The 24,098-nt window shown below is 70.3% G+C and carries 22 protein-coding genes; 15 read left to right on the top strand and 7 right to left on the bottom strand.

The window, feature by feature from the left end:
• Nucleotides 1-23 precede the first annotated feature (23 nt).
• Nucleotides 24-560, top strand: a complete 537-nt coding sequence (locus ACZ1DY_RS04250; RefSeq protein WP_465483649.1) for a hypothetical protein — start codon at nt 24-26, stop codon at nt 558-560.
• Between the two features lie 191 nt (nt 561-751).
• Here the strand turns inward: ACZ1DY_RS04250 and ACZ1DY_RS04255 are convergent, their stop codons facing one another.
• On the bottom strand, nt 752-1,576 hold the full coding sequence (locus ACZ1DY_RS04255; protein ID WP_465483650.1) for a dienelactone hydrolase family protein: 825 nt from the start codon (nt 1,574-1,576) through the stop codon (nt 752-754).
• Nucleotides 1,577-1,747: 171 nt separating this feature from the next.
• Between ACZ1DY_RS04255 and glmS the strand changes: the two genes are divergently transcribed.
• From glmS to tsaE, 8 genes are all read left to right on the top strand, one after another.
• On the top strand, nt 1,748-3,610 hold the full coding sequence (glmS, locus tag ACZ1DY_RS04260) for a glutamine--fructose-6-phosphate transaminase (isomerizing) (RefSeq protein ID WP_125691169.1): 1,863 nt from the start codon (nt 1,748-1,750) through the stop codon (nt 3,608-3,610).
• 15 nt (nt 3,611-3,625) lie between these two features.
• Complete coding sequence (locus tag ACZ1DY_RS04265; protein ID WP_465483651.1) at nt 3,626-5,065, top strand: NAD(P)H-hydrate dehydratase; 1,440 nt, start codon at nt 3,626-3,628, stop codon at nt 5,063-5,065.
• A gap of 235 nt (nt 5,066-5,300) precedes the next feature.
• Nucleotides 5,301-6,116 carry a DeoR/GlpR family DNA-binding transcription regulator gene (locus ACZ1DY_RS04270; RefSeq protein WP_378441954.1) on the top strand — a complete coding sequence of 272 codons (816 nt, stop codon included), beginning with the start codon at nt 5,301-5,303 and terminating at the stop codon, nt 6,114-6,116.
• On the top strand, nt 6,106-7,533 hold the full coding sequence (gene xylB, locus ACZ1DY_RS04275; RefSeq protein WP_257489241.1) for a xylulokinase: 1,428 nt from the start codon (nt 6,106-6,108) through the stop codon (nt 7,531-7,533). Before ACZ1DY_RS04270 ends, xylB begins: the two co-directional genes overlap by 11 nt.
• A 4-nt stretch (nt 7,534-7,537) precedes the next feature.
• A complete protein-coding gene (locus tag ACZ1DY_RS04280; RefSeq protein WP_034304347.1) occupies nt 7,538-8,629 on the top strand; it encodes an ABC transporter ATP-binding protein in 1,092 nt (363 codons plus the stop codon).
• A gap of 28 nt (nt 8,630-8,657) precedes the next feature.
• Nucleotides 8,658-9,797: an alanine racemase gene (gene alr / locus ACZ1DY_RS04285; protein WP_465483652.1), complete on the top strand. Its 1,140-nt coding sequence runs from the start codon at nt 8,658-8,660 to the stop codon at nt 9,795-9,797.
• Nucleotides 9,794-10,891, top strand: a complete 1,098-nt coding sequence (locus tag ACZ1DY_RS04290; RefSeq protein WP_185927336.1) for an alpha/beta fold hydrolase — start codon at nt 9,794-9,796, stop codon at nt 10,889-10,891. Before alr ends, ACZ1DY_RS04290 begins: the two co-directional genes overlap by 4 nt.
• Nucleotides 10,891-11,355: a tRNA (adenosine(37)-N6)-threonylcarbamoyltransferase complex ATPase subunit type 1 TsaE gene (tsaE, locus tag ACZ1DY_RS04295; RefSeq protein ID WP_185927337.1), complete on the top strand. Its 465-nt coding sequence runs from the start codon at nt 10,891-10,893 to the stop codon at nt 11,353-11,355. Before ACZ1DY_RS04290 ends, tsaE begins: the two co-directional genes overlap by 1 nt.
• A 71-nt stretch (nt 11,356-11,426) precedes the next feature.
• Here the strand turns inward: tsaE and ACZ1DY_RS04300 are convergent, their stop codons facing one another.
• Both ACZ1DY_RS04300 and ACZ1DY_RS04305 read right to left on the bottom strand, forming a co-directional pair.
• Nucleotides 11,427-12,761, bottom strand: coding sequence for a carboxyl transferase domain-containing protein (locus tag ACZ1DY_RS04300; protein WP_465483653.1), 1,335 nt, complete (start codon nt 12,759-12,761; stop codon nt 11,427-11,429).
• Nucleotides 12,758-14,179 carry an acyl-CoA synthetase gene (locus ACZ1DY_RS04305; RefSeq protein ID WP_465483654.1) on the bottom strand — a complete coding sequence of 474 codons (1,422 nt, stop codon included), beginning with the start codon at nt 14,177-14,179 and terminating at the stop codon, nt 12,758-12,760. Before ACZ1DY_RS04305 ends, ACZ1DY_RS04300 begins: the two co-directional genes overlap by 4 nt.
• Nucleotides 14,180-14,565: 386 nt before the next feature.
• On the opposite strand from ACZ1DY_RS04305, the gene tsaB reads away from it, so the two are divergent.
• Genes tsaB through tsaD form a run of 3 tightly spaced genes read left to right on the top strand, consistent with a single transcriptional unit; the run spans nt 14,566 to nt 16,741 of the window.
• Nucleotides 14,566-15,219, top strand: coding sequence for a tRNA (adenosine(37)-N6)-threonylcarbamoyltransferase complex dimerization subunit type 1 TsaB (tsaB, locus tag ACZ1DY_RS04310; protein ID WP_465483655.1), 654 nt, complete (start codon nt 14,566-14,568; stop codon nt 15,217-15,219).
• A complete protein-coding gene (gene rimI, locus ACZ1DY_RS04315; RefSeq protein WP_465483656.1) occupies nt 15,216-15,695 on the top strand; it encodes a ribosomal protein S18-alanine N-acetyltransferase in 480 nt (159 codons plus the stop codon). The genes tsaB and rimI overlap by 4 nt, the downstream gene beginning before the upstream one ends.
• On the top strand, nt 15,695-16,741 hold the full coding sequence (gene tsaD, locus ACZ1DY_RS04320) for a tRNA (adenosine(37)-N6)-threonylcarbamoyltransferase complex transferase subunit TsaD (protein WP_126736612.1): 1,047 nt from the start codon (nt 15,695-15,697) through the stop codon (nt 16,739-16,741). The genes rimI and tsaD overlap by 1 nt, the downstream gene beginning before the upstream one ends.
• On the opposite strand, the gene wecB is transcribed toward tsaD, so the two are convergent.
• From wecB to ACZ1DY_RS04335, 3 genes are all read right to left on the bottom strand, one after another.
• A complete protein-coding gene (gene wecB, locus ACZ1DY_RS04325; protein WP_465485820.1) occupies nt 16,738-17,889 on the bottom strand; it encodes a non-hydrolyzing UDP-N-acetylglucosamine 2-epimerase in 1,152 nt (383 codons plus the stop codon). The two genes, tsaD and wecB, sit on opposite strands and share 4 nt — an antisense overlap.
• Nucleotides 17,890-17,993: 104 nt before the next feature.
• Nucleotides 17,994-18,173 (bottom strand): LPXTG cell wall anchor domain-containing protein, encoded by a 180-nt coding sequence (locus ACZ1DY_RS04330; protein WP_007031099.1) that lies wholly within the window; start codon nt 18,171-18,173, stop codon nt 17,994-17,996.
• Between the two features lie 21 nt (nt 18,174-18,194).
• The gene (locus ACZ1DY_RS04335) at nt 18,195-18,971 is read right to left on the bottom strand and encodes a choice-of-anchor P family protein (protein ID WP_192747861.1); all 777 of its coding nucleotides are present in this window, start codon (nt 18,969-18,971) and stop codon (nt 18,195-18,197) included.
• A 430-nt stretch (nt 18,972-19,401) separates the two neighbouring features.
• On the opposite strand from ACZ1DY_RS04335, the gene xrtP reads away from it, so the two are divergent.
• Nucleotides 19,402-19,905, top strand: a complete 504-nt coding sequence (xrtP, locus tag ACZ1DY_RS04340) for an exosortase P (RefSeq protein ID WP_465483657.1) — start codon at nt 19,402-19,404, stop codon at nt 19,903-19,905.
• Nucleotides 19,905-21,293 carry a glycosyltransferase gene (locus tag ACZ1DY_RS04345; protein WP_034304376.1) on the top strand — a complete coding sequence of 463 codons (1,389 nt, stop codon included), beginning with the start codon at nt 19,905-19,907 and terminating at the stop codon, nt 21,291-21,293. Before xrtP ends, ACZ1DY_RS04345 begins: the two co-directional genes overlap by 1 nt.
• Before the next feature lie 15 nt (nt 21,294-21,308).
• Here ACZ1DY_RS04345 and ACZ1DY_RS04350 read toward each other — a convergent pair whose 3' ends face one another.
• Entirely contained in the window at nt 21,309-23,204 is a 1,896-nt protein-coding gene (locus ACZ1DY_RS04350) for an N-acetylmuramoyl-L-alanine amidase (RefSeq protein WP_465483658.1), read from the bottom strand.
• 142 nt (nt 23,205-23,346) lie between these two features.
• Here ACZ1DY_RS04350 and ACZ1DY_RS04355 point away from each other — a divergent pair, with 142 nt between their 5' ends.
• A complete protein-coding gene (locus ACZ1DY_RS04355; protein ID WP_465483659.1) occupies nt 23,347-23,985 on the top strand; it encodes an HAD family hydrolase in 639 nt (212 codons plus the stop codon).
• The last annotated feature ends 113 nt before the right edge of the window (nt 23,986-24,098 follow it).

Genomic DNA, 24,098 nt, shown 5'->3' on the forward strand with positions numbered 1-24,098 from the left:
GACCGGGGAACGAGGGAGGACCGATGAGCGCTGTTGACCGGCTGGCGGCCGCCATGTCCAGGCAGGACGCCGCCATCACGGAGCAGTTGGAGCAGCGCGGGCTGCGGGAGCGGCATCTCGCCGACGCCAAGGCCCAGGCGGTGGACACCATGCAGAAGGACGCCGCCATCCATGACAAGTACGCCGCGCACATGCAGGAGCTGGGGAAGCGGAGCAAGGAGGCGGGTGGCTGGCTGACCGGCAAGACGACCGCCGACCGCAGCCACACGATCGGCTTCGACATCGAGGACGACGAAAAGCCGGACGCCCGGTTCGCCGAGTTCGGTGCCCGTGCCGACGTGTCGCGGCCGGCGCCGCCTCCGCCGCCGATCCCGGTCGCGCCGGGGGTGCCCGGAATGCCGGCGACGGTGGACGTCCCGCCTGCGGCGCCGACGCCCGCTCCCAGCGGCGCGGCGCCCGAAGAGCCCGGCACGCCCGCGCGTCGCCGCGGTCGTCACGCCCGTGACGACAAGGGATTCGACGACGACGATTTCTCGAACAACTCGTGGATGGTCGACTGACCGGCTTCCCGCACTTCAGGGCCCGGCTCGCCAGAGCCGGGCCCTTTCTTTTGGCCCTCTGGCGCCGCGTCGCGTTTAGCGGGCTAATCGCGATCTGGGCGCCGGGCCGCCAGGGTGCGGGATCGCCTTTAGCGGGCTAAACGCGATCCGGGCGGCGCGTCGCGTTTAGCGGGCTAAACGCGATCTGGGCGTCAGGCGGCGGGTTTGTCCTGGAGCTCGATGGGGGCGCGTTTGACGTCGGCGTCGAGCAGGGGCTGGTACTTCGTCGTCCCCGTCAGGTGAGTGAGGAAGAACGCGGTGAACAGCGCCCGCGTCAGCTGTTGGGTCCCGCGGTGAGGCTTCCCGTGCAGCAGCAGCTGGCTCCAGTGCCTGCCCTCGGTGACGCCGAGGTGCGACGACTTCCCGAGCGTGCGCAGCTGCACCGGCCCGCCCCACGCGTCCGCGATGGCCTCGGCGTGTCCGACGGGCGGCGCGACCAGGTCTTCGCCCGCCGCGAGGTGCAGGCCGGGGGCGGTCACCGAGCGGGCCGACACCGTCGCCGGCGGCAGCGTCTGCGCGGGGGTGATGGTCGCGACCGCGCGGATCTCGGGCCGCTCGTCGTTCTCGGCGGCCTGCGCGGCGGCCAGTACCGCCGAGCCGCCACCGGTCGAATGCCCGGCCAGGCCGAGTTTCGCCGGGTCGACGCTGATGCCGTCCGGTCCGAGGCGGACCGTCGTGATCAAGTCGAGCGTCGTGAGCAGGTCACCGGCCAGCAGCCGGTGCGACGGCAGCGGACCGCGCTGGGTGGCCGGGGCCGCCGCGACGATGCCCCAGCTCGCGAGGTGCCGGAGCAGATGCCGGTAGCTCCCGGTGGGCTGCAACCAGCCGTGCCCGAACGCGATCGCGGGCAGACCGAGTCCCGAACGGGGGGTGAACACGACGCCGGGCAGTCCGACCAGGGCGAGGTTGCCGCGCAGAACCTCGTGCGGACCTGGGTGGGACAGCTCCGCGAGCAGCTGCTTGGGCTTGCTGGCCATGCTCGTGACCTTACTGCCCGCGCCCCCGTCCGGCCCGCGCGCCGCCCCGGCGTTCGCCTTTAGCGGGCTAATCGCGCTGCTTAGCGTGCCTAAGCGTCGCGTTTAGCCCGCTAAACGCAGGTGCGGGCGCCCGGGCGAAGGGGCCGAATTTCCGTCGTTAGGCTGGTGGCCGTGTGTGGAATCGTGGGATACGTCGGACACCGCCCGGCCCTGGACGTCGTCATCGGCGGCCTGCGCAGGATGGAGTACCGCGGCTATGACTCGGCAGGCGTCGCAGTCCTCGACGGCGCCGGCGCGCTGAACGTCGAGCGTAAAGCGGGCCGCCTGGCCAACCTGGAGACCCAGCTCGACGCGGTCGGCAGGGACGCCTTCACCGGCACCGCCGGGATGGGCCACACCCGCTGGGCCACCCACGGTGCCCCGGTCGATCGCAACTCGCACCCGCACCGCGACGCCTCCCAGCGCGTCGCCGTCGTGCACAACGGCATCATCGAGAACTTCGCCGCCCTGCGCGCCGAGCTCGAGGCCGAAGGCGTCGAGATGGCGAGCGACACCGACTCCGAGACCGCCGCGCACCTGATCGCCCGCGCGTACACCGAGGGCGACACGAAGGGCGACTTCGCGGCGAGCGTCGCCGCGGTCTGCCGTCGTCTCGAAGGCGCGTTCACCCTGGTCGTGACCATCGCCGACCAGCCGGACACCGTCGTCGCCGCCCGCCGTTCTTCGCCGCTGGTCGTCGGCGTCGGCGAGGGCGAGCACTTCGTCGCCTCCGACGTCGCCGCGTTCATCGAGCACACCCGCGAGGCGGTCGAGCTAGGCCAGGACCAGCTCGTCGTGATCACCCGCGACGGCTACGAGGTCACCGACTTCCACGGCGACGCCGCCCAGGCAAAGCCGTTCACCGTCGACTGGGACCTCTCGGCCGCGGAAAAGGGCGGCCACGAGTACTTCATGCTCAAGGAGATCGAGGAGCAGCCGGAGGCGCTGGCGAACACGCTGCGCGGCCACTTCGACGGCGGCCGGATCATCCTCGACGAGCAGCGCATCTCCGACCAGGACCTGCGTGACGTCGACAAGGTCTTCGTCGTCGCCTGTGGTTCCGCGTACCACTCGGGCCTCGTCGCCAAGTACGCCATCGAGCACTGGTGCCGCCTCCCGGTCGAGGTGGAGCTGGCCAGCGAGTTCCGCTACCGCGACCCGGTGCTGGACCGCGCGACGCTGGTCGTCGCCGTGTCCCAGTCGGGCGAGACCGCGGACACCCTCGAAGCCGTCCGGCACGCCCGCGAGCAGAAGGCCCGCGTCCTGGCGGTCTGCAACACCAACGGCGCGCAGATCCCGCGCGAGTCCGACGCCGTCCTCTACACGCACGCCGGTCCGGAGATCGGTGTCGCGTCGACGAAGGCGTTCCTCGCGCAGATCGCGGCCAACTACCTGGTCGGCCTGGCGCTCGCGCAGGCCCGCGGCACCAAGTACCCGGACGAGGTCGCCCGCGAGTTCGCCGAACTCGAAGCGATGCCCGCCGCGGTGCAGAAGGTCCTGTCCACTGTGGACCAGGTCCGCGACCTCGGCCGCCGCATCGCCGACTCGAAGGCCGTGCTGTTCCTCGGCCGCCACGTCGGTTTCCCGGTCGCCCTCGAAGGCGCACTGAAGCTCAAGGAACTGGCGTACATGCACGCCGAGGGCTTCGCGGCCGGCGAGCTCAAGCACGGCCCGATCGCGCTGATCGAAGAAGGCCTGCCCGTCGTCGTGGTGATGCCGTCGCCCAAGGGGCGCGCGGTGCTGCACTCGAAGCTCGTGTCGAACATCAGCGAGATCCAGGCGCGCGGCGCCCGCACGATCGTGATCGCGGAGGAGGGCGACGAGACCGTCCGCCCGTTCGCCGACGAACTGATCGAGATCCCGGCCGTGCCGACGCTGCTGCAGCCGCTGGTCTCCACGGTGCCGCTGCAGGTGCTGGCCGCCGAGATCGCCCGCACGCGTGGGTACGACGTCGACAAGCCGCGTAACCTGGCGAAGTCGGTCACCGTCGAGTAAGAGACCGGAGGCGTCGTGCAGGGAATCTGGACCACGGAACGGATTCGCGCGGCGGAGGACCGGTTGCTCGCCGTCACTCCCGATGGCGAGCTCATGCGGCGAGCGGCTTTCGGCCTCGCGGTGCACGCCGCCGAGATGCTGGCCGAGCACACGGGTTCGGTGTCCGGACGGCGGGTGACGTTGCTCGTCGGGTCGGGAAACAACGGCGGTGACGCCTTGTGGGCGGGCGCGTTCCTGCGCCGCCGCAATGTGGCCGTTTCGGCGATCCTGCTGAAGCCCGAACGCGCGCACGGCCCGGGTTTGGCCGCCTTGAAGCGTTCCGGCGGCAAGATCGTGTCCCTTGAGGACGGTCCACAGTGGATCAAACGGGCCGACCTCGTCGTCGATGGGATCGTCGGTATCTCGGCGCGTGGGCCGTTGCGGCCGGACGCCGCCGCGCTGCTGGAGCATGTGAGCTCGCCGGTGCTCGCGGTCGATCTGCCGAGCGGGGTGGATCCGGACACCGGTGCGGTCGATGGCCCGGCGGTCGTGGCCGATCGGACCGTGACCTTCGGCGCGCTCAAGCCGGTGCACGCCCTCGCGCCCGCGTCCTGCGGCGAGGTGTCCCTGGTGGACATCGGACTGCGGCTCAGCGAGCCCGATCTGCAGCGGCTCGATACGGCGGATGTCGCCGCCGCGTGGCCGGTGCCGGGCCCGGACGACGACAAGTACAGCCAGGGCGTGGTCGGGATCGCCGCCGGGTCGGCGACGTATCCGGGGGCTGCCGTGCTCGCGGCCGGGGCGGCGGTGCGGGCGACGTCCGGGCTGGTGCGGTACGCCGGTCATGCGGCGGACGTCGTGCGCGGGCAGTGGCCCGAGATCATCGCGACGGGGTCGGTGACCGACGCGGGCCGGGTGCAGGCCTGGGTGGTCGGGCCGGGGATCGGCACCGGCAACGAGGGCCGGGACGTGCTGCGGTTCGTGCTCGGCCGCGGCGTGCCGGTGTGCGCGGACGCCGACGCGACGACCATCATCGCTCGGTCGCCCGACGTGCTCGACGCACGCGATCCGGACACGCCGCTCGTGCTGACGCCGCACGCGGGAGAGTTCGAGCGGCTCATGGGTGAGCCGCCGGGTGCGGACCGGGTCGCGGCGGCGCGGTCGGCCGCGCGGAAGTACGACGCCGTCGTGCTGTTGAAGGGGCACTGCACGGTGGTCGCGGCGCCGGACGGGCGGGCGCTGGTGAACAGGCCGCGGGGGTCGTGGCTCGCGACGGCCGGTTCGGGGGATGTGCTGTCCGGTCTGGTCGGCGCGTTGCTCGCCTCTGGGCTCGACCCGTGGCTGGCGGCCGGTGCGGCCGCGTACGTCCATTCCCTCGCCGGCGCCCTCGCCGCCGATGGCGCCCCGACCTCGGCCTCCGGCATCCTCGCCGCGGTCCCGGACGCCATCCGGTCCGTCCGCCGCCTCGGCTCCTGACCAGGGCCACGACCTGCGTTTAGCCCCCTAACCGCGCTCTGCGGGCGGGTGCCCTCAGAGCGCGATTAGGGGGCTAAACGCAGGTCGGCCGGCCGGGGGAGGAAGGTGGCAAGAAATTCGGGAGTTATCGAGTTATGTGTTAACTCCGGGCGAATAATCTGGTAAGAAGCAGGTGTGAGCGCCGACACCCACCCCGCCGAGACCGCGATGGTCCGGGTCGTGAACGGTGTCGCCCATGTCTAAGACCAGGCCCTCGGACGCCGCCGTCGAGCACCGGCGCCAGGAGATCCTCGACCACGTCATCGCCACCGGCGAGGTCCGCATCGACGACCTGACCGCCCGCTTCGGCGTCAGCCTGATGACGATGCACCGCGACCTCGACGACCTCGCCGACCGTCGCCTCCTCCGCAAACTCCGCGGCAAGGTCGAGGCCTACCCCGCGACGACCATGGAGTCCGCCGCCCGCTTCCGCGACACCTTCAACCAGGCCACGAAGGACGCCTTGGGCGAGGCCGCCGCGGCGCACGTCCACTCCGGCCAGACGGTCTTCGTCGACGACTCGACCACGCTCTTCCCGCTCGTCCGCCGCCTCGGCCAGGTCGAAGACCTCACCGTCATCACCAACTCGCTCGAAGCCGCCCGCATCCTCGGCCCGGCCAAGAGTGTCGAGGTCGTCCTGGCGGGCGGCCGCTACCACCACGAGTTCGATTCTTGCGCCGGCCCGGACGTCGTCGGGTTCCTCGACCGCACGCACGCCGACATCGCGTTCGTCTCGGTCGCCGCGGTCGCGGTCGGCCGCCTGTTCCACCCGGTCCAGGACTATGCGGAGCTCAAGAAGGCCGCACTGCGCACGGCCGATCGCAACGTCCTGGTCGTCGACAACTCCAAATTCGGCCGCACCGCCACCTACGCGTACGGCGACATCGGCGACTACGACCTCCTGATCACCGACGAAGAGGCGCCGACCGAAGAGATCGAGGCGGCGTTGACCGCGGGAACCGCCATCGAGCAGGTCGAATGCGCACCGGAGGGCCCGGAATATGAGTTCTGATCTGGTGGCCGGAATCGACTCGTCGACCCAGTCGACGAAGGTCGTCGTCTGCGACGCGAACACCGGCGAGATCGTCCGCACCGGCCGCGCCTCGCACCCCGACGGCACCGAGGTCGCCCCCGCCGCGTGGTGGGACGCGTTCCGCGAGGCTACGGACGGCCTGCTCGACGGCGTCGGCGCCATCGGCATCGGCGGCCAGCAGCACGGCATGGTCACCCTCGACGAGGCGGGTGAGGTCGTCCGGCCCGCGCTGCTGTGGAACGACACCCGGTCGGCGAAGGCAGCCGAAGACCTCAGCGGCGAGCTCGGCCCGGAGAGCTGGGCGAAGTCCGTCGGCTCGGTGCCGGTCGCCAGCTTCACCGTCACGAAGCTGCGCTGGATGGCGGAGAACGAGCCGGAGCTGGCCGATCGCGTCGCCCGCGTCCTGCTCCCGCACGACTGGCTGACCTGGCGGCTGCTGGGCGACGGCGCCGAGCCGGTCACCGACCGCGGCGATGCTTCCGGCACCGGATACTTCTCGCCCGCCACCGGCGAATACCGCCAAGACCTCCTCGCGCACGCCTTCGGTGGCCGCACACCCGAGCTGCCCAAGGTCATCGGCCCCGCCGAAGCCGCCGGCCACACCCCGGACGGGGTCCTGGTTTCGGCCGGAACCGGCGACAACATGGCCGCCGCGTTCGGCCTCGAACTCGCCCCTGGCGACGTCGTCGTCTCGCTGGGCACCAGCGGCACAGTCTTCGGCGTCTCCGAAACCGCTAGCGCCGACCCTTCCGGCATCGTCGCGGGCTTCGCCGACGCCACCGGCCGCTTCCTCCCGCTGGCCTGCACCCTCAACGCGGCCCGCGTGCTCACGGCCACGTCCGCGATGCTCGGCGTCGAACTCGCGGAGTTCGACAAGCTGGCGCTCGCCGCCACACCCGGTTCCGGCGGCCTCACCTTCCTTCCTTACCTCGACGGTGAGCGGACGCCGAACCTCCCGGACGCCAAGGGCACGCTCTTCGGCCTCACCCGCGCGAACATGACGCCCGAGAACCTCGCCCGCGCCGCGGTCGAAGGCATGCTGTGCGGCCTCGCCGCCGGTCTCGACGCCCTGCGCGAGCAGGGACACGAAGTCCGCCGCGTGCTCCTGATCGGTGGCGGCGCGCAGTCGGCCGCCGTCCGCGCGGTCGCGCCGATCGTGTTCGGCGTGCCCGTCGTCGTCCCCGAAGTCGCCGAGTACGTCGCGGTCGGTGCCGCGCGGCAGGCAGCCTGGGCCCTCGCTTCCAGCACGGAACCTCCCCGCTGGCAGGAACAGCACGGCTACACCCCACTCGAGCCGACCGAGGCGGACCGCGCCGAGGGGCACCGGATCCAGCAACGGCATCTCGAAGCCCGCGAACTCGGGCACGGCATTTCCGCGAAACCGAAAGAGGACTGAACCGATGGCCACGATCACCTACGACAAGGCGACCCGGCGCTACGCGGGCTCCGAGCGGCCCGCCGTGGATGCACTCGACCTCGAGATCGCCGACGGCGAATTCCTCGTGCTGGTCGGGCCTTCCGGCTGTGGCAAGTCCACCAGCCTGCGGATGCTCGCCGGCCTCGAGGACATCGACGAAGGCGCCGTGTGGATCGGCGACCGCGACGTCACGCAACTGCCGCCGCGTGCCCGCGACATCGCGATGGTGTTCCAGAACTACGCGCTGTACCCGCATATGACCGTGGGCCAGAACATGGGCTTCGCGCTGAAGATCGCGGGCCGCCCGGCGTCGGAGATCAAGCAGAAGGTGCTCGACGCGGCCAAGCTGCTCGACATCGAGCAGTACCTCGACCGCAAGCCGAAAGCGCTCTCCGGTGGTCAGCGCCAGCGCGTCGCGATGGGCCGCGCCATCGTGCGTGAGCCGCAGGTCTTCCTGATGGACGAGCCGCTGTCGAACCTCGACGCGAAGCTGCGTGTCTCCACCCGTACGCAGATCGCCGCGCTGCAGCGCCGCCTCGGCGTCACCACCGTGTACGTCACGCACGACCAGGTCGAGGCCATGACGATGGGTGACCGGGTCGCGGTCCTCTCGGACGGTCTCCTGCAGCAGTGCGACACCCCGCGCGCCCTGTACGACCGGCCCGCAAACGCTTTCGTCGCCGGTTTCATCGGCTCGCCCGCGATGAACCTGGTCACCGCGAAGCTCACCGAAGACGGCGCCGAGCTGGGTGGCGCGCGGGTGCCGCTGACCCGCGAGATCCTCGCCAAGGCCGACGGCGACACGGTCACCCTCGGCTTCCGTCCGGAGTCGCTCGAGGTGACCACCAGCGAGGACGGCACCGTGCCGGTCAAGGTCGACCTCGTCGAGGAACTCGGCTCGGACGCCTACGTGTACGGCAAGCTGGCCGAGACCGACGCCGAAGGCACGAAGTCGAACGTCGTCACCCGCGTCGACCCGCGCAAGCCGCCGGCCATGGGTGACACGCTGCACCTGCGGATCCGTCCCGACGAGCTGCACGTGTTCTCCGCCACCGACGGGGCGCGCCTGTCCTGAGCCGGTTCGTGGGAAACTGGTGGTCGTTATGACCGCCAGTTTCCCGCGTGCCGAGGTCGTCATCGACCTGTCCGCCATCCGGCACAACGTCGCCCTGCTCGCATCCCGCGCTCTCTCGGCCCAGACCATGGCCGTGGTCAAGGCGGACGGCTACGGGCACGGAGCCCTCGAGGTCGCCCGTGCCGCCGTCGAGGGTGGGGCCACCTGGCTGGGCACCTGCTCCCTCGGCGAGGCGCTCGCGCTGCGCCGGGCTGGGATCGGGGTCCGCCTCTTCAGCTGGCTCGACACTCCCGAAACCGATTTCGCGCCCGCGGTCGCCGAAGACATCGACGTCGCCGTCAGCTCCCTCGACGAGCTGGCGCGTGTGGCCGACGGCGCTCGCCGGGCACGCGACTTTAGCGGGCTAAACGCGATCTGCCGGGTGCACCTCAAGATCGACACCGGGTTGTCCCGAAACGGCTGCCCACCTGCGGAATGGCCGGCCTTGGTCAAGGCCGCGGCGGCCGCGAAGCCGCTCATCGAGGTCGTCGCGATCTGGTCGCACCTCGCCTGCGCCGACGAGCCCGGCCACCCGTCCATCGACGCGCAGGCCAAGCGATTCGACGAGGGCTACGACATCGCGCGCGCCGCCGGCCTGAACCCGATGCGGCACATTGCGAACTCCGCCGCCGTGCTGACCAGGCCCGACCTGCACTTCGACCTCGTGCGCCCCGGGATCGCGATCTACGGGCTGAACCCGGTGCCCACCGGCGACGATCTCCGCCCGGCCATGACCTTCAAGTCGTCGGTCGTGCTCACGAAGCGGATCCCGGCAGGCGAATCGGTCTCGTACGGCCACAGCTGGACGGCCGAACGCGACACCACCCTCGCGCTGGTCCCCGTCGGATACGCCGACGGCGTGCCGCGGTCGCTGTCCGGACGGATGGACGTCCTGCTCGGCGGAAAGCGACGGCCGGTCGTCGGCCGCGTCTGCATGGACCAGCTCATCGTCGACTGCGGAGACGACGAGCCGTCCATCGGCAGCGAAGTGATCCTTTTCGGCAAGGGCGCGTTTGGCGAGCCCACGGCGCGGGAATGGGCGGACAAGCTGGGGACGATCGACTACGAGATCGTGACTTCGATGTACCGCCCGCGTGTCCACCGGACGTATCTGGAGGCAGGCTCGTGACACCTTCACGAAGACTGCTGGCCATCGTCGGCGGCGTCGGGGCCGTGGCCACCGGCACCGCCGCGGCGATCGCCGTCGCCGCACAGCAGCGGCGGCAGAGTGAGGACCCGTTCGTGGACGAGCCGTTGGGGGATCTCGCACCGGATCGGACGTCGACAGTGGCGGCGGAGGACGGCACGCCGCTCGCGGTCGAGGAGATCGATCCGGGCGATGGGGGAGAACCGGAGCTGACCGTCGTCGGTGTGCACGGTTTCGCGTTGTCGAAGCGCTGCTGGCATTTCCAGCGGCGAGACCTCGCGTCGCTGAGGCTGCCGCGGGTGCGTCAGGTGTACTTCGACCATCGCGGGCACGGGCAATCCGGCGCCGCGACCGCCGAGACCAGCACCATCGAGCAGCTGGCGCGCGACCTCGACATGGTCCTGCGTTCGGTGGTGCCGGAGGGGCCCATCGTGCTCATGGGGCACTCGATGGGCGGCATGGTGATCATGGAGCTCGCCGCCGAGCATCCCGAGCTGTTCGAGGACCGTGTCTGCGGCGTCGCGTTCATCGCGACCGCGGCGGGCGAAGTCGGTGCTCGGGGGCTTCCGAGATCACTGCTCTCGAAGTACAACCCGCTCACGCGAGGCGTCGGCGGGCTGGCCGGGTGGCAGCCGGGGCTCGTCGAATTCGTGCGCGCGGCGGGTGGGCAGCTGACCCGGCAGGCCGTGCGCAGGCTGGCCTTCGGCAGCCGTGACGTGTCTCCTCGACTTGTCGACTTCATGCTGGAAATGCTCGAAGTCACGCCGGTGCGCGGGCTCGTGAACTTCGTCGACACGCTCGGCAGCCACAACCGGTACGCCGCGCTCGCCGGGCTGAAGCACGCGCACGTGCTGGTCGTCGGCGGGGATTCCGACCGGTTCACGCCGATCGCGCACGCCGAGCGGATCGCGGCGGAGCTGCCGGACGCGGAGCTGGTGCGCGTCCGCGGCGCGGGGCACATGGTGCAGCTGGAACAACCCGAACTGGTGAACAGCCACCTGATCGACTTGGTGCAACGATGCACCGGCACCGATGGTGAGACTTCCGAACGGCGGACCTGGTGGTGGCAACGCTGATGAATTTCGCTTTCCCGACTCCCGAAGCGACGATGGAATTCGGGCGAGAGCTGGGACGTTCGCTGCGCGCGGGCGACCTTGTGCTGCTCGCCGGGCCGCTCGGGGCGGGCAAGACGACGCTGACCCGCGGGATCGCGGACGGTCTCGGGGTCGGCGGGCGGGTCAGCTCGCCGACGTTCGTGCTCGCCAGGGTGCATCCGGCTGGGGCTTCTGGGGTCGCGCTGGTGCACGTCGACGCGTACCGGCTCGGCGGGGATCTCTCGCAGCTGGACGATCTGGATCTCGACACCGAACTGGAGCGGTCCGCGTTGGTCGTCGAGTGGGGTGAAGGCTCCGCCGAGCGCCTGTCGGACGACTACCTCGTCGTGCGTCTGGAGCGCCGCGAAGACGATGTCCGCATGGTCACCCTGGAGCCGCACGGCACCTGGACGTCCCGCACGCCCGACCTGCGTTTAGCGGGCTAATCGCGATCCGCGGGGCGACTTGCGTTTAGCGGGCTAATCGCGATCCGGTGCCACAGATCGCGATTAGCCCGCTAAACGCAGGTCGGCGCGGGACCGACGACGGAGCGCGCGATTCCCAGGTCCACCAGGTCTTGGGGGCGCAGGCGGAGTCGGTCTGCGAGGGCGGGGGCCTCGTCGGCGGGCAGTTTGAGGATCGCCGCGGCCGCCTCGGGCGACGTCACCGAGAAGTAAGCGTTGGGCGTCACCCACGTCGACCCCGGCGCCGCGAACGCCAGCGCGCCCCCGGAACCGCCTTCCCCGATCACGAGGGTCGTGATCGGCACGGCCGCACAAGCGACCGCCTCGAACAACTCCGCGATCGCCCCGCCGGCCCCGGCCCGCTCGGCCGCCTCGTCATTCGCCGCTCCGGGAGTGTCGACGAGGGTGAGGATCGGGATTCCGAGCCTCGACGCGAGCCGCACCAGACGCGCCGCCGTCCGAAAACCCGCGGGCGATGTCGGTGTCCCGCACTGCGCCGCGTACGCGATCGCTCGGCCATCGCGCCAGCCGAAGCCACACAAGACACCGGAGTCGACCCCGCCGCATCGATCGCCCGAGACATCCTCGCGCCAGTCGAAGTACACGTCGAGATACTCCGCCGCCCTCGGCCGCTCGGCGGAGCGCGCGGCTTGGACCGCATCCCACCCGCTGTCGGGCAAGTCCGTCGCTCCGAGCGCGCCCGGCGGCTCCGCGGCTTCCGGCGTCGGCGAAGTCAGAAGGCGTAGCCACCGGTCCAGTGCCGCGGGAAGGTCGGCCGACCCCACGATCTGGTCGACCTGGCCCCACGCGAGCTTCGCTTCGGCCGTGTACGCCTCTGGAGAAGCGTCGGCAGGCCGCACGCGGGAACCGGCGAAACCGACCTGCGCCCCGGGCAGCGCGAGAACGACGTCGGCGCTCGCACCGAGAGTCGCCCAGCCGCCGCCCGTCGTCGGGTCGCGCAGCACCGAGATCTGAGGCACCGACCGGGCTCCGGCCGCAGCCCGCGCGATGCGCTGCAACTGCGAAAGCGCCCGCATCCCGTGCTGCATGCGGCTGCCGCCGGTCGCGATCAGCGACACCACCGGCAACCGGGATTCGACCGCCCGCGCGAACGCCGCTTCGACGCGATCACCGGTCCGCTGACCGATCGACCCGCCCAGGAAGCCGAACTCGAACGCGATCACGACCGCCTCGACGTCACCGATCCTGGCGGTCCCGCAGACCACGGACTCGTCTTCTCCGGTCCGCTCTTCGGCGGCTTCGCGTGCCGAGCGGTAACCCGGCCAGCCGATCGGCCCGTCGTCCGGTTCCTCGGAACGCGGAACCTTCAGATCCTCGAAACCGGTCGCGATCTCCTTGATGACGGACCGCGCCGAGGACCTGCTCATCCGAGCGCCCGCTTCATGACCTTGCCCATGTCGTTGCGCGGCAACGCTTCCAGGTAACGGACCACGCGAGGCCGTTTGTGCGGCGACAACAGGCGCGAGACGTGGTCGGCGAGTTCGGACTCCGCCGGGCGTTCTCCGTCGGGCACCACCCAGGCCACGATGCGCTCGCCGAGGTCGTCGTCGGGCTCGCCGGTCACCGCCACCTCCGCGACGCCGGGATGTTCCATGAGCGCGTTCTCGATCTCACCCGCGCCGATCTTGTAGCCGCCGCTCTTGATCAGATCCGTCGCCTTCCGGCCGACGATCTTCACGTACCCGGCCGCGTCGCGCGTCGCCATGTCGCCGGTCCGGAACCAGCCGTCGTCGAAGGCGGCTTCGGTGGCGTCGGGGCGGTTGAGGTACTCGGTGAACAGGTTCGGACCGCGGACCTGGATCTCGCCGACGGTCTCGATCTCATCGACGGGCTGGCCCGCTTCGTCGACCAGTCGTAGATCGACGCCGCGCAGCGGGACACCGACCGTGCCGGGGACGTGCTCGCCGTCGGCGCGGATGCTGGTGTTCATGAGGGTCTCGGTCATCCCGTAGCGCTCGATCACGCGCCGGCCGGTCGCCGCGGTGATGCGCTGATGGTCGTGGACGGGCAGCGCGGCCGATCCGGAGACGAGCAGCCGGGCGCTGCTGAGCGCTTCGGCGAGCGACGGGTTTTCGCGGACTTCGCCCGCGATGCGGTGGTACATGGTCGGGACGCCGAACATCATCGTCGCTCCTGCGGCGAGTTCGCGTGCGACACCTTCGGTGGAGAAGCGACCGAGATGCCGGACCGAGCCGCCGCGCCGGAGCGGTCCGAGGATGCCGAGGATCAGGCCGTGCACGTGGAACAGCGGAAGACCGTGGACCAGGACGTCGTCGGCGGTCCATTCCCAGGCGTCCTCGAGCGCGTCGAGAGTGGTAGCGATCGCGCGCCGGGGGAGGACGACGCCCTTGGGCGGGCCGGTGGTGCCGGAGGTGTAGACGATCAGCGCCGGGGCTTCGGCGTCCGGTTCCGCGGGGAGATCGACGGGCGTGCCTTGGAGGACGATGTCGCGGCGCGGCAGGCCGCTTAGTCCCGTGGGCAGGTCGGCGCCCGGTTCGGCGAGAACGAGGACGGGCTCGCTGTCGGTGAGGATGTGCGCGAGCTCGCGCTCGCCGATCTTCGGGTTGAGCGGGATGGCGGGGACGCCGGCGAGCAAGGCGGCGACGACGGCGACGCTGGTGTGCACCGACGGTGTCGCCCAGACGGCGACACGGCCGCTCGGGAGGTCGCGGGCGAGAGTGCCGGCGACGGCCGCGAGGTCGTCGTAGGTGAGGGAGGTGTCGCCGAAGCGGAGCGCCTCCTTGGCCGAGCCGCTCGCCAGCGTGGGGAACAACCGATCGGGCACCGTGTGACCTCCTGCTCGACTCCGCCGGCCGGGCGCGTGGCCCTCGCCAGGACCGTACCGCGCTGCCCACCCGCACCCCTGCGACCTGCTTCACACGGCAGGCCGACCTGCGTTTAGCCCCCTAATCGCGATCTGTGGGTCTGGAGCGCCAATGCCCACCGGATCGCGTTTAGCCCGCTAAACGCGACGTGCGGGCCGGAGAGCGGGAGCGACTTTAGCCCCCTAATCGCGATCCGGCGGCGAGGCGCGGGACCGGGGTGCAGGCCCCGCCGCGCGTCGCGTTTAGCGGGCTAAACGCGATCCGGCGCAGGGGGAGCGGCCGCGCCACCCGATCGCGTTTAGCCCGCTAAACGCGCTCCGGGGCGCTGGTCGTAGGCTGGGTAACCGTGCTGGTACTGGCCATCGACACCTCGACCCCGGCGGTCACCGCGGGCCTCGTCGCCCTGGACGGCGACGTCCTCGAGTCGCGCGGCGACCGCGTCACGGTCGACCCGCGCGCGCACGGCGAGCTGATCACGCCCCACGCCCTCGAAGCCGTCAAGGCCGCGGGCGTCACGCTTCGCGACCTCGACGCCATCGTCTGCGGCGTCGGCCCCGGCCCCTTCACCGGCCTCCGCGCCGGCATGGCCACCGCCGCGTCTCTCGCACACGCCCTCGGCATCCCCGCGTACCCGGTGTGCAGCCTCGACGCGATCGCCGCCGACGTCGCCCCCGGCGAAGCGCCCTTCCTCGTCCTCACCGACGCGAGGCGCCGCGAGGTCTACTGGGCCGCGTACGCCGCCGACGGCTCCCGCACCGACGGCCCCCACGTCGGCCGGCCTGCCGAGCTCGAGACCACCATCAAGGTCGCGGCGGGCGACGGCGCCCTCCTCTACGCGGACGCCCTCGGTGTCCAGCCGCTCGAGCCGCGCTTCCCGTCACCCGTTGGACTGGTCAAAGCGGCTGACTTCGACATCGAGCCCGCCCCGCTCACTCCGCTCTACCTCCGCCGCCCGGACGCCGTCGAACCGGCCGCGCGCAAGAAGGTGACCACGCCGTGAGGCTGGAACCCTTACGCCGCAAGGACATTCCCCGCTGTGTCGAGATAGAGAAGATCCTCTTCCCCGGCGATTCGCCGTGGAGCGCCTACGCCTTCCACGCCGAACTCGACGGCGGCGGCTACTACCTGGTCGCCCGCCCGGATGAAAGCGACGAGGTCATCGGTTACGCCGGACTCGCCGTCGTCGGCCGCCGTGGCGACTACGAGGCGAGCATTCACACGATCGGCGTCGACCCGGCCTACCAGCGCAAGGGCATCGGCACCACGTTGCTGAAGGCGCTCCTCGACCGCGCGGACGAACTCGCCGCGCCCGTCTTCCTCGAAGTCCGCACCGACAACGACGCGGCGATCACGCTCTACGAGCGGCACGGTTTCGAACGTGTCGGCCTCCGGAAGCGCTACTACCAGCCCTCCGGCGCCGACGCCTACACGATGGCCCGCCCGCGGGCCCAGGTCCGAGACGAGGTGGCGGGCTGATGCCGCGCATCATCATGGGCATCGAGAGTTCGTGCGACGAGACCGGCGTCGGCCTCGTCCGCCTGCACGACGACAACACGGTCGAGCTGCTCGCCGACGAGGTCGCCTCCAGCGTCGACCAGCACGCCCGCTTCGGCGGCGTCGTGCCCGAGGTCGCCAGCCGCGCGCACCTGGAGGCGATGGTCCCCACGGTCGAGCGGGCCTTCGAGAAGGCCGGGCTGAAACTGTCCGATGTGGACGCGATCGCGGTCACCGCGGGCCCCGGCCTCGCCGGCGCGCTCCTGGTCGGCGTCGCCGCGGCCAAGGCGTACGCCGCCGCGCTCGACATCCCGCTCTACGGCGTGAACCACCTGGCCGGGCACATCGCCGTCGACACGCTCCAGCACGGCCCGCTGCCCGACCGCTGTCTCGCCCTGCTCGTCTCCGGCGGGCATACGCAATTGCTGCTGGTGGACGACATCGCGTCCGAGATCACCGAACTCGGGTCCACTGTGGACGACGCGGCGGGCGAGGCCTACGACAAGGTCGCCCGCGTGCTCGGCCTGCCGTATCCCGGCGGCCCGCCGATCGACAAGGCCGCCAAGAACGGCGACGGCGCGGCGATCGCGTTCCCCCGCGGGATGACCGGCCCGCGCGACGCCAAGTTCGATTTCTCCTTCTCCGGGCTGAAAACCGCCGTCGCGCGCTGGGTCGAAGGCGCCGAACGCCGCGGCGAGGACATTCCCGTCGACGACGTCGCCGCGTCGTTCCAGGAGGCCGTCGCCGACGTGCTCACCATGAAGGCGATCCGCGCCGCCAAGGAACACGGCGTCGACACGCTGGTGATATCCGGTGGCGTGGCGGCGAATTCGCGGCTGTCCGAACTCGCCGCCGAACGCTGCGCCGAAGCCGGGATCACCCTGCGGGTCCCGCGGCCGCGGCTGTGCACGGACAACGGCGCGATGATCGCCGCGCTCGGCGCGCACGTGGTCGCCGCCGGACGGCCGCGGGCATCGCTCGATTTCTCCGCGAATCCGGCGCTACCGGTGCAGATCGTCTCGATCTAGCGCGATTCCGCGGCGGTGCGCGGGGCTGGGGCGAGATTGAGCAGTTCCTCCAGCGCGGCCACCGACAACGCGGCGGCATTGCCGTCACCGTAAGGGTTTCCGGCGTGCGTCGGATGGAGGTCGCCACGCAGGACCTTCGCCGCGGTGTCCGCGATGAGGCCGGTGTCCGTCCCGACCAGCCAGGCGCAGCCCGCCTCGATGGCTTCGCGCCGTTCGGTGACGTCGCGGAGCACGAGCACTGGCGTGCCGAACGTCGGCGCTTCCTCTTGGATACCACCGGAATCGGTCAGGACGAGCTCGGCGAGCCGCAGCGCGCGCACGAGGTCGGGATACTCGAGCGGTTCGGTGATCGTCACCCGCGGGGTCCCGCCGAGCGCGGTCGTCACCTGGTCCCGCACCGCCGGATTGGGATGCACCGGGAACAGCACTTGGACGTCGCTGTGCTCCGCGACGATCAGTTCGATGGCCGCGAGCGTGCGGCTCAGCGGCTCGCCCCAGGACTCGCGCCGATGCGATGTCACGAGAACGAGACGTTCACCGGCCTCGGCGATTTCCATCTCCAGCAAGGCGAGCGCGGTGTCCCGCGCCGGGAGATCCCGCTCGGCGATCGCGATCACGGCGTCGACGACGGTGTTGCCGGTGATCGCGATCTGCTGGCGTGGAACACCTTCCGTGCGCAGCGCGGCAGCGGCGGCCGGTGTCGGCGCGAGATGCAGGGCGGCGATCCGCGAGATCATCTGCCGCGTCCCCTCTTCGGGGAACGGCGCGGCGAGATCGTGCGTGCGCAGGCCCGCCTCCAGATGCACGACCGGGATGCCCTGCCAGAACGCGGCGAGCGCGCCGGCCAGTCCCGTCGTCGTGTCGCCCTGGACGACGACCGCGGCCGGGGAGACACGGCGCAACACGTCGTCGAGCGCGGGCAGCAGCCCGGAAACGAGTTCCGCCTGCGTGCCGGTGGTCCTGGGCGGGGTGTCGAGCCACGCGTCGACCGGCAGTCCGAACGGGATCAGCGCCTGTTCGACCATGCCCTGATGCTGTCCGCTGTGGACGACGAAGGGCCGTAGGTGCGGGTGCTCCGCCAGTGCCAACGCCAGCGGCGCGAGCTTGACCGCCTCCGGCCGCGTTCCGGCCAGCAACATCACATCCACGCGTTCGCGCTCCTCATCCACGTTTCGAGTGTCCCGCAAAACGCGGGTGATGGCCGCCGGCGCGCGAGGGGCCCACGCCGGCGGCCGTTCCGTCCGGGGAAGCGTCAGCTCCCCATCTCGCCGAGCCGTTTCGTGCGGCGGTAGCCCGCGATGACCGCGATGGTTCCGAGAACCAGCAGGATCACCCCGACGGCCAGCCACCAGCCGACATCGGCCCCGGTGGCGGCGAGGGCACCCACCCCGCCACCGGCGACGCCGACTCCGGCGCCAGGCAACTTGTACATTTCGACCTCACTTCACCCAGGTCAGGCGGTGGTCGCCGGACGCCGGTTGCGGACGACGCGGATACCGACCGGGATGGCGACGGCACCGAGCAGGCCGAGACCGATCCACAGCCCCGCGCCCGAAGCGAGCGGCACGGGCAGACCGGCCGGACCGCAGGTCGCCGACGAGACGATCACGTCACCGGAACCGAGCGGGGTGAGGGCTTCGCCGAGCAGCTTCACGTGGATGGCGTTGACCGTGAGGCTGCCGTCCTGGTTCTTGATCTGCTCGTTCAGGATGATCGTCGCGACGTTGACGGTGCCGAGGCCGACCTTGATCTGCGTGTTCGGCGCGGGCGTCGAGTCGACCGTCCCCGCACTGCCGAGGTTCGCGCCGACCAGGTTGGTCGCACCCTGCACACCCTTCTGGGTCGCGGTGCAGGTGGCTTCGACGACCTTGACGCCGACGTTACCGAGCGCGCTCTTCAGCAGCGGCAAGCCGACATCGGCGGTGCTGGCCTTGGCGGTCACGGCACCGGAGTTGTCGTCGCGCTTGGCTTCGGTGTTGATCGCGCCCGCGGTGAGCACGCCGGTGAGGTCGACCTTCGCGAGGCTGTTGGCGGTCGGCCCGGAGGTCTTCGCCTCGGCGAGCGGCCCGGCTTTCACCGCGTCGAGGCCGAGGAGCTTCACATCGACCTTGACGCCGTACGCGGAGCCGTCGCCGGGGGCCGCCGAGGCGGGCGCCGCGCCGGCGATGGCCACACTCGCCACCACAGCGGCGAGCAGTCCACCTCGTCGCAAGAGGTGCGTGTTCTTCAACTGGTCCTCCGAATTGATTCGTGGGGGGTTTCTCTAGATCTGCGGTCGGCACGAGAGGCGCGACCGTCGCGGACGAATCCTCAGCTGGCCTGACTCGGCTCGCGGATCGTCTATCGCCGAGTGTTTCTTAAATTGAACAGAAAACTGCGAGTATCACCGGATCAGGTGGTCTTGCGGACATTTCCCGCAGGTCGCCGGACGCTTCACTCTTTCGGCCTAGTCAGTTTCTCCACGATCGTGCCGAAAGGGCCCATGATCACGTTGGAAATGCGAACCCCGGTCGAAAGGGCCGGTTCCCGCTGACTTACTCTCGTCGGCGAGTTCCTGTCCGTTGCGCCGGTTCCCCGTCGTCTGCTGCGTCTTTCCTGAGAGGGTCACCGTGGCCGTTGCGAGCGCTCCCTTGCCGAGTTCCAGCCGGTTTCCGCTGCGTATGGCGGTGCTGGCGGTGTTCGCCGTCGCGGTCGGCCTGGTGCTGGCCGAACGTCTGTACCGGGTTTTCGAAGTCCAGCTCTCCGGCCTGATACTGAGGGTCATCACCACATCGGGTGTCTTCGTCGCCGGTGAACGCGAGACTGTCTACTTTGGGTTGTCGGGCGATACTCCACTCGGGTTAAGAATGACTCCGGAATGCTCGTCGGCATTCATGTTGCTGCCACTGCTGCTGGTGACCGCCGTCATGTTGTATTTCCGGCCGAAAAATGCGAAGCGGCTCTTCACTTCGTTGCTTATTTCCGCGATCGTCGTCATTCTTGTCAATCAGATGAGGGTTTTGGCCATCGTCGGCCTCGTGAACGTGATGGGTATCGACGAAGGCTATTACTGGGGACACACCCTGCTCGGTTCGATGGTCAGCGTCCTCGGTGGCGCGATCGCCCTCGTCCTGTTCGTCTGGCTGAGCACCCGCAAGCCCCGCGCCGAACGCGTGGCCGCCTGATGGGCGGCGGCTCGATCAAGATCCTGCTGGCGATCACGCAGGCGTTCGCGCTCACGATGAGCGTGGCGTTCATCGTGTACGTGGTCGTGATCGTCGTGCCGTACCTGCGGCGCAAACCCGCCCCCGTCGGTGACGCCGCCGACTTCACCTGGCACTTCTTCGTTCCGTGCCGGGACGAACAGACCGTCATCCGGGAAACCGTGCGGTACCTGCGATCGACGTTCCGGCATGCGCACGTCTGGGTCGTCGACGACGACTCCGAGGACCGCACGGCGCGGGTGGTTCGGTCGATCTGGCGGCGCAACGGCGGCTACGACCCGTACCTGCACCTCGTTCCCCGGCGCCGCCCGGAGGCGAGGACGGGCAAGGGCGACGCGCTCAACGCGGCGTACCAGGCGCTCAACGACTGGATGGGCCCGGACGCGAGCCGTGACGACGTGGTCGTCGTGGTCGTCGACGCGGACGGGCGGCCGGCGGCGAACTGCCTGGAGGTGTGCGCCGCGGACCATCTCTTCGGCGACGAGACGATCGGCGCCGTCCAGCTCGACGTCTGGATGGGCAACGCCGACACCCGCCCGCCGGGGAAGAACTGGTTTTCCCGTGCTTTCGGGCTGAAGCTGGCCCAGATGCAGGATCTGGAGTTCCGCACGGCCATCGCGGCCATCCAGACCTCGCGCGGCTTCACGGGCACGATCTCCATGGGCGGCAACGGCCAGTTCACGCGACTGTCCGCATTGGACTCGATCGCCGGGCCGGACGAGCAGCCGTGGCGCGGTTCGCTGCTGGAGGATTTCGAACTCGGCGTTCACCTGCTGACCGCGGGCTGGCGGACCGGCTACACCCCGGATTCCCATGTGAAACAGGAAGGCCTGTACAGCCTGCGGCGGTTCCTGGTGCAGCGCACCCGCTGGGGCCAGGGCACGATGCAGTGTTCGCGGTATCTCCGGCGGATCTGGGATTCGCCGCACGTGAGCACACTGGGCGCGGCGGAGATGATGTACTACCTCGCGCAGCCGTGGATGCAGCTGCTCGGCTCGCTGCTGTACCCGATCCCGTTCATCCTGCTGCTCTTCAGCACCGCGGGCGATCCGGCGCAGGTGTGGACCTGGTTCGCCGACGACGGCGCGTGGATCCTGTTCGCCATCTACGGCTCGTTCGGGTTGCTGCCGTTCATCGTCTGGGGCCCGATCTACCAGTTCAAATGCCTGAAGAGCCGCAATGTCCTACGTGGACTGGGGATGGGCTTCGCCTACGCGCTGTACATCTACACGTTCTACATCACGTCGTGGCGGGCGCTGTTCCGGTTGGTGCGCGGCCGCAACGGCTGGTCGAAGACGCGGCGGAACACCGAGCACGCCCCCGGGGTCAAGGTCGCGCTGGACTCCTGACCCCGGGGACGGTTTTCAGAGCGCGGGCAGGATCCGGACGTCGTCCGCCTTCACGAAGGCGATGCGGTGTCCGAACTGGATCTGCACGTACTTCGTCTTGCCCTTGACGACCACGTGGTTCGCCGGGTCGAACGTCGTCGCCGAGTAGTACTCGGAGCCGAGCACGTTGCCGACGGAGTACCGCTGCCCGGCCGAGAACGTGTACGGCAGCGGGACGACCTGCTGCACAGGCACGTTCGCCGGGTAGGCCTCGGCTTCGGGATACGCGCGGCCGAACACCGGCACGGTCGCCAGGCCCGGCTTCGGCGTGACGACCAGGCCGAACGCCGGGCTCGTCGTGCGCTGGTCGCGGAACCAGCCCTTCTGGCCGAGGTACCAGATCGCCGTCCAGCCATCACGCCGCTCGGCGACCACGTATCGCTGGCCGGTCTCCGCCCGGCTGCCGATGTCGGAAACGGCCATCGTGCTCGCCGAACCGTCCGGGCGCAGGCCGATGTCCTTGAGCAGCGGCGCCGAGTCGCTCGGCTCGCTGCGCAGCACGACCGAACCGGAACCCCTTGCCGGGCAAGGCTTTCCGGCGGCCTCGCAGCCGGTGAACGCGGGCTGGTTCGTGGCGAAGTCCGGGGTGATGGTCACCAGCGGCGAGCCGGGACGGCCGAAACCGGAAAGCGGCGCGCCCATCAGCTCGAAGTAGTGCGCCCAGTCCCAGTACGGGCCCGGATCCCAGTGCATGCCCCGGATCGTCGAGGGGAGCGTGCCGGGAACGTTGTCGTGGCCGAGGATGTGCGCGCGGTCGAGCGGGATGTCGTACTTCCGCGCGAGGTAGCCGACGAGCTTCGCGGAGGTGCGGTACATCGCCTCCGTGTACCAAGTGCCCTTCGCGGCGAAGCCCTCGTGCTCGATGCCGACGGACTTCGCGTTGACGTACCAGTTGCCCGCGTGCCAGGCGACGTCCTTGGTCGGCACGTGCTGCGCGATCTGGCCGTCGGACGAGCGGATCGTGTAGTGCCAGCTCACGTACGTCGGGTCGGTGACAAGGTCCATCGCCGTGTCCCAGTAGCCCTCGGTGTCGTGGATGATGATGTATTCGACCTTCTGGCTCTTCGGCCGGTCCGCCTTGTCGTGGTTGCCGTAGTCGTTGTCCGGCAGCTCCTGGTACGGCGCCGGCACCGAAAGGCACGAGAGCTTCTTCGGGCACTCGATCTTCGGGTCTTCGGCCTGGGCGCGCGCCGGGCTCACCGGTGACGCGGCGAGGGTGACGTTCTGGCCGTCGTCGGTCCTGCGGCTGACGCCCTTGGAAATGGTGTCGAAGACTTCGTCGGCGAAGGACTGCGCTCCCTCCGCGTTCTTCTCGCCGCTGTAGCGCGCGACGGCGGCCCGCCAGTCGCCGGTCTCGCGCTGGTACTTCGCCAGCAGAGCGGCGCCACCTCGGATGTTCTGGGTGGTGTTCGTGCGCAGCGTCGCGACGTCCTGACCGATCAGCGCGGCCGCTTCGTCGATGGTCTGGAGGCCGGGCGGGGGAGGCTTCGGCGCCGGGGTCGCCGGGAGTTTCGCCGGGCGGGCGTCGTCGCCGCGCGGGTCCTCCTCACCTTCGTCGTGATGCGTGCCCGTGCCCGCTTCGCGCAGGTCGGTCAGGTGCATCGGGCCGTACCCGGCGGACGTGCTGGGCGTGCCCGCGTTGAAGTCCCAGCGCGACTCCAGGAAGGAGACGCCGAGCAGGACGTTCTCCGGGACGCCGAATTCCCGCGCGGCGGCCGCGAAGTCCCGCTGACGCTGCTGGTCCGCGGGGGCGGCTTCGGCGGGGACCGCGGCGAGGAGACCGGCGGCGAGGGCGAGGACCGCGAGCCCGGCGGTCCGTTTGGACCGGCGCCGGAGCGGCTCGAGGGTGACGGGACGGAAGGGACGCGGCATGGGCGTATACCCCCAGTGACTAGGTCTGCTGAACAGGACCGACCCCAATGGTCGGAACCTAACCAGAAACCGGCTTGGTCCGTAAGGCCCCTCCAGATCGCGATTAGGGGGCTAAACGCAGGTCGGTGGCAAGGTGGGGGGCATGGAGCTTCTGTGGGAGAAGGACCACGTCTTCCTCGACTTCGACGGGCCGGTGTGCGACGTGTTCGCCAGGCTGCCGGCGAGCGAGGTGGCGGACAGGCTCAAACTCCTCATCGAGCCTGAGGTGATCGCCTCGGCCGATCCGTTCGACGTGCTCCGGTTCGCGGCCTCGTGCGGCCCGAACGCCGCGCATGTCGTCGAGCGGCAGCTCAGTCGCTTCGAGGGGGAGGCCGTCGCGCAGATCTCGCCGTCGCCTGGTGTCGCGGACGTGCTCCGTGATTGGCGCGCGCAGGGGTTCACGGTGACGATCGTCAGCAACAACTCCGTCGACGCGATCCGGGCCTTCCTGGGACTGCACGACCTCGCCGAGCTCGTTCGCGGGATCAGCGCGCGGACGACGAGCGATCCCGAGAGGCTGAAGCCACAGCCGGCGCTCCTCGACGCAGCGGTGAAGGCGCTCGGCACGTCGCCGGGTCAGTGCGTCATGGTCGGCGACTCGGCCGCGGACATCCTGGCCGCCCGCGCCGCCGGCGTCGCATCGATCGCCCTGGCGAAGACGCCCGCCAAGCGCCGAGCCCTCGCGGCCCTCGCCCCAGATGCCCTGGTGACCGACCTCGCGGACTTGCGTTTAGCGGGCTAATCGCGATCCGGTGGTGCCGGGCGGAGCAAAACCGCCGGTCAGGGGCTCGGCGGGGGAGATTCCCCGGGGTGAGCGGACCCTCCTTGCGAAGCTGGCACTCACATGGCTAGAGT

The sequence above is a fragment of the Amycolatopsis sp. PSD-21 genome, from assembly GCF_055561455.1.